This is a genomic window from Myceligenerans indicum (genome assembly GCF_016742955.1).
GTDB lineage: Bacteria > Actinomycetota > Actinomycetes > Actinomycetales > Cellulomonadaceae > Myceligenerans > Myceligenerans indicum.
On the sequence record NZ_JABBYC010000105.1, the window covers coordinates 1 to 3,525 of the forward strand.

2 protein-coding genes are annotated in these 3,525 nt (G+C 68.4%); both read right to left on the reverse strand.

Annotation, left to right across the window (positions count from 1 at the left end; translation table 11 throughout):
• Positions 1-28: 28 nt before the first annotated feature.
• Positions 29-1,234, reverse strand: a complete 1,206-nt coding sequence (locus HGK34_RS21990) for an ISAs1 family transposase (RefSeq protein WP_201851525.1) — start codon at positions 1,232-1,234, stop codon at positions 29-31.
• Between the two features lie 151 nt (positions 1,235-1,385).
• Positions 1,386-2,747: a group II intron reverse transcriptase/maturase gene (ltrA, locus tag HGK34_RS21995; protein ID WP_201851527.1), complete on the reverse strand. Its 1,362-nt coding sequence runs from the start codon at positions 2,745-2,747 to the stop codon at positions 1,386-1,388.
• Positions 2,748-3,525 lie beyond the last annotated feature (778 nt).

Here is a 3,525-nt window from a genome sequence, read left to right on the forward strand (position 1 = left end):
CAGGGCCGGTCAGTTCGTTTCGGTTCCGTTATCTGACCAGGGTGTATAGCTTTTCCGGGCGGCGGTAGCAGGCCGTCGTGGTGTCGGTGATGGGGAGCCCGGCGAGGTGGATCAGGCTGATCGCGACCGAGCGCAGCAGGATGGCCAGTCGCGTGGTGTTCTCGCGGCGGGTGGTGTGGCGATCCTCGTCAAAGACGACGTCGCGGATCCAGTGGAGCCGGTTCTCGATGCCCCATCTGGCGCGGATCAGGTCGGCGATCTGCGGGCCGGTGGCGTCCTCGGGCCCGAGGCTGGTGACGTAGTACAAGGTCGTGACCGACGGCAGCCGGCCGCGCAGGCGGCGGGTGGAGGTCACACGGACCGCCTGGCGAGCTCCGGGTAGCGAGAGCCGGCCGGCCGAGCCGGTCTCGGGCTGCGTGATCTCCACGACCTGGTAGACCCGTTCCTCCTCGCGGCCATGCCCTCGCCCGGCGGTGCGCCAGGCAGCGGGAACCTGGTTCCAGGGGATGTCGGTCACCTCGGCGTGCAGGATCGCGCGGTTGGCCTTGACCGGCACGATGTAGTGCCCGCCCCGCCGGCGCAGGTAGGCGGCCGTTTCCTTGACGGTGTGAAGCGCGTCGCCGGTCACGACCCAGCCAGCGATCGACGGGATCTGGTCCAGCGCGGTGATCGCGGCGGCGATCTCCCCACCCTTGCCCTGCTCGGCGGGAACCTCGGCGGCCGCGAGCACGACGCCGGGGTCCGGGGCGAACACGGCCAGCTGCATCGGCGCCCGATCCGCCCCGCGATGCCGGGCACCGCGCAGTGCCTTGCCGTCGATCGCGACATGGACCCGCCCGCCAGGGTCCGCCTGCGCCGCGAGCCGGCCGGCGATCCAGGCCAGCATCGCCTCACTCACGCACGCCATATCGATCTTCCCGACCACATCGACCACCGTCGAGCGGACCGGCAGCCCGCGGGCGAACCCGAGCCCCAGCAGCACCGTTGCCTCCAGATCCCGCGCCCACGACCACGCGCTGCGCATCGAGCGGCACCCGGCCAGCGTGGCCAGCACCAGCACCGCCAGCAGCCCGGCCAGTACGAACCGGCGACCCTCCGCCCGGCGCGGATCACCCACCTGCGCAAGCGCGCTCACCAGCGACGACACCGCCGACCGAGCCTCCAACACCTCCCGCACCTGCGACGGCGAAAGCCGGTAGCGATCAGCAGCCTCGATCAGGGAAGATGGCAGCACCGGGCGTGGTCCTTTCGGGCGGACGGTCAGGAGAGTCGGCACGGAGCGCGGTTGCAGCGTTGCCGCTGCTCCGTTTCCCCGTGCCGCTCGCCGAACCCGCCGTGCGCCTTTCAACGCAACGGGCTCTCCATGGAGTCGTGCCGCGGGCTGTTCAGGCAGGTCGCTGCCACGGTGTCGGGATCTTGTAGCCGCGGTACCGGTATCGGGTCACTGTCGCTGCGGCGGGGTTGAACAGCTCGACCCCATCGGCGGTGATCGGATGCCACCGGCCGGTGTAGTCCGTCAGCCATGCCCTGATGTGGCGCCAGGTCCATCGGTGCCGCGTCTGCATCATTCGGACGATCCGCCACCAGGTGACCTGGCGCAGGTGTCCGAACGTCCGCTTCGCTACGGCGTGCTGGAAGTACGCCGTCCAGCCGCGCAAGGCGGCGTTCAGGCGTTCCAGGACTTCCCTGAGCGGGACCTGTGACGTGCGGGGTGTCGCGGCTCGGACCTTCGCCTTGACCGATTTGAATGCCCGGTCCGAGACGAAGGTGTAGACGAACCACTTGCTGCTTCCTCGCTTGCGTTTCCACCGGATGTGGAACCCGAGAAAGTCGAACCCCTCGCTCATGTGTACTACCTGGGTCTTCGACTCCGAGAGTCGAAGACCCATCGGTGCGAGCATCTCAGCGATCTCTTCGCGCAGACGTTCCGCGTCCTGACGCTCGCCGTGCACGAGAACGACGAAGTCGTCCGCGTAACGCACGATGCGCCAGGTCGCCTCGCCCTTGCGCCGAAGACGTTCCCGGCCATGAGGATCGGCCATCGCTCCTCCTGGCTCCCAATGCGTCATCGCGGCCTCGTCGAGAACGCTCAACGCGATGTTCGCCAGCAGGGGCGACAGAATGCCGCCCTGCGGCGTCCCCGTCGGCGTGTCCAATTCCTCGCCCAGCTCGGTGAGGATGCCCGCCTTCAAGAACGCCTTGATCAGCCCCAGGACCCGCTTGTCCTTCACCCGCGCCCGGACCCGCTCCATCAGAGCGGTGTGGTCGATGGTGTCGAAGCACGCTTCGATGTCCGCGTCCAGCACCCAGCGGTAGCCGTGGGTGCCGAACCGGTGGATCTCGGCGATCGCGTCCTGGGCTCTCCGGCCTGGCCGGAACCCGTAGGAGACCGGCTTGAAGTCGGCCTCGAAGATCGGTTCCAGCACGATCTTCAACGCTGCCTGCACAACCCGGTCGGTCACCGTCGGGATACCCAGACGGCGCACCTTCCCGCTGCCGCCCGGCTTGGGGATCTTGCGTTCCCGCACCCGCTGCGGCCGGAACTGTTGCGTCCGCAAGGCGTCTCGAAGATCGTGCAGGAACTCCGGGACCCTGACGGTCGAGGCAATCATGGCGGCCGTCAGACCGTCAGCCCCCGCCGTCCTTGCCCCGGTGTTGCTCGCGACCCGATCCCACGCGACCAGCAACGTGGCCGGGTCGTGCACGAGGTTGAACAAGTCGTCGAACCGGCGACCATGATCGGTCACCGCCCAACGGTGAAGCTTGGCCTGCGTCTCCGATACCCGTCCACGCGCGACCGCCAGAACATCCTGGTCAAGCCCTTCGAGACGAGCGCCGTCATTCGGCAGCGCATCTTTCGGTATCACAGCACCTCACTCCTGACTCCACTGTCGCCCTTCGCCATGTGGCCGGCTCTCCCGGCCTCGGACTACTACGACGACTCCGCCCCGTCCCGGACCGCTCGGCCGGCGACGGACCCAGCCCACCAGCCCGTGCAGGCAGCACGAGCCCTGGGCAGGCCCGGGACGGTTCCCGTGTTCACCCGCTGATCGCTCAATGAGGGAGGCACCCGGCTTTGCTCCTGCGACCTCGCCGTGACTACCCCGCAGCACTTCGTCACGGCCTCCGGCTCACCCCACACCAGACTCACCAGAGTTCCCCGCCTCACAGCGGGTACGCGTCGCTTCCGGCCCCGATCCGCCAGGTTCGAGCCGGTGGACAGTTTGAGGAGCGTTGCGAACACCGGTTCCTCTCGTATGCCTTCTCATCTTGCTCACCACACCCGCACTGTCTGGCAGTACCAGCACGCCGTGACTTCGTCAGGGCTGCTCCCACCCGCGCCGTCGTCCCACGACCCAGGCTGCCCCCAGCTTCAACCGCCCTGCTGCGACAGGACAGCGGCGGCGGCCTCTCACCACCGCACGATCAACAAGCGCCTCACGGCGCACGCGTAGGAACTGCCATCCTCCCAGGTCAGGACCACGCCCGACCCATCTCACCCACCGAGAACCGACCGACCCTGCC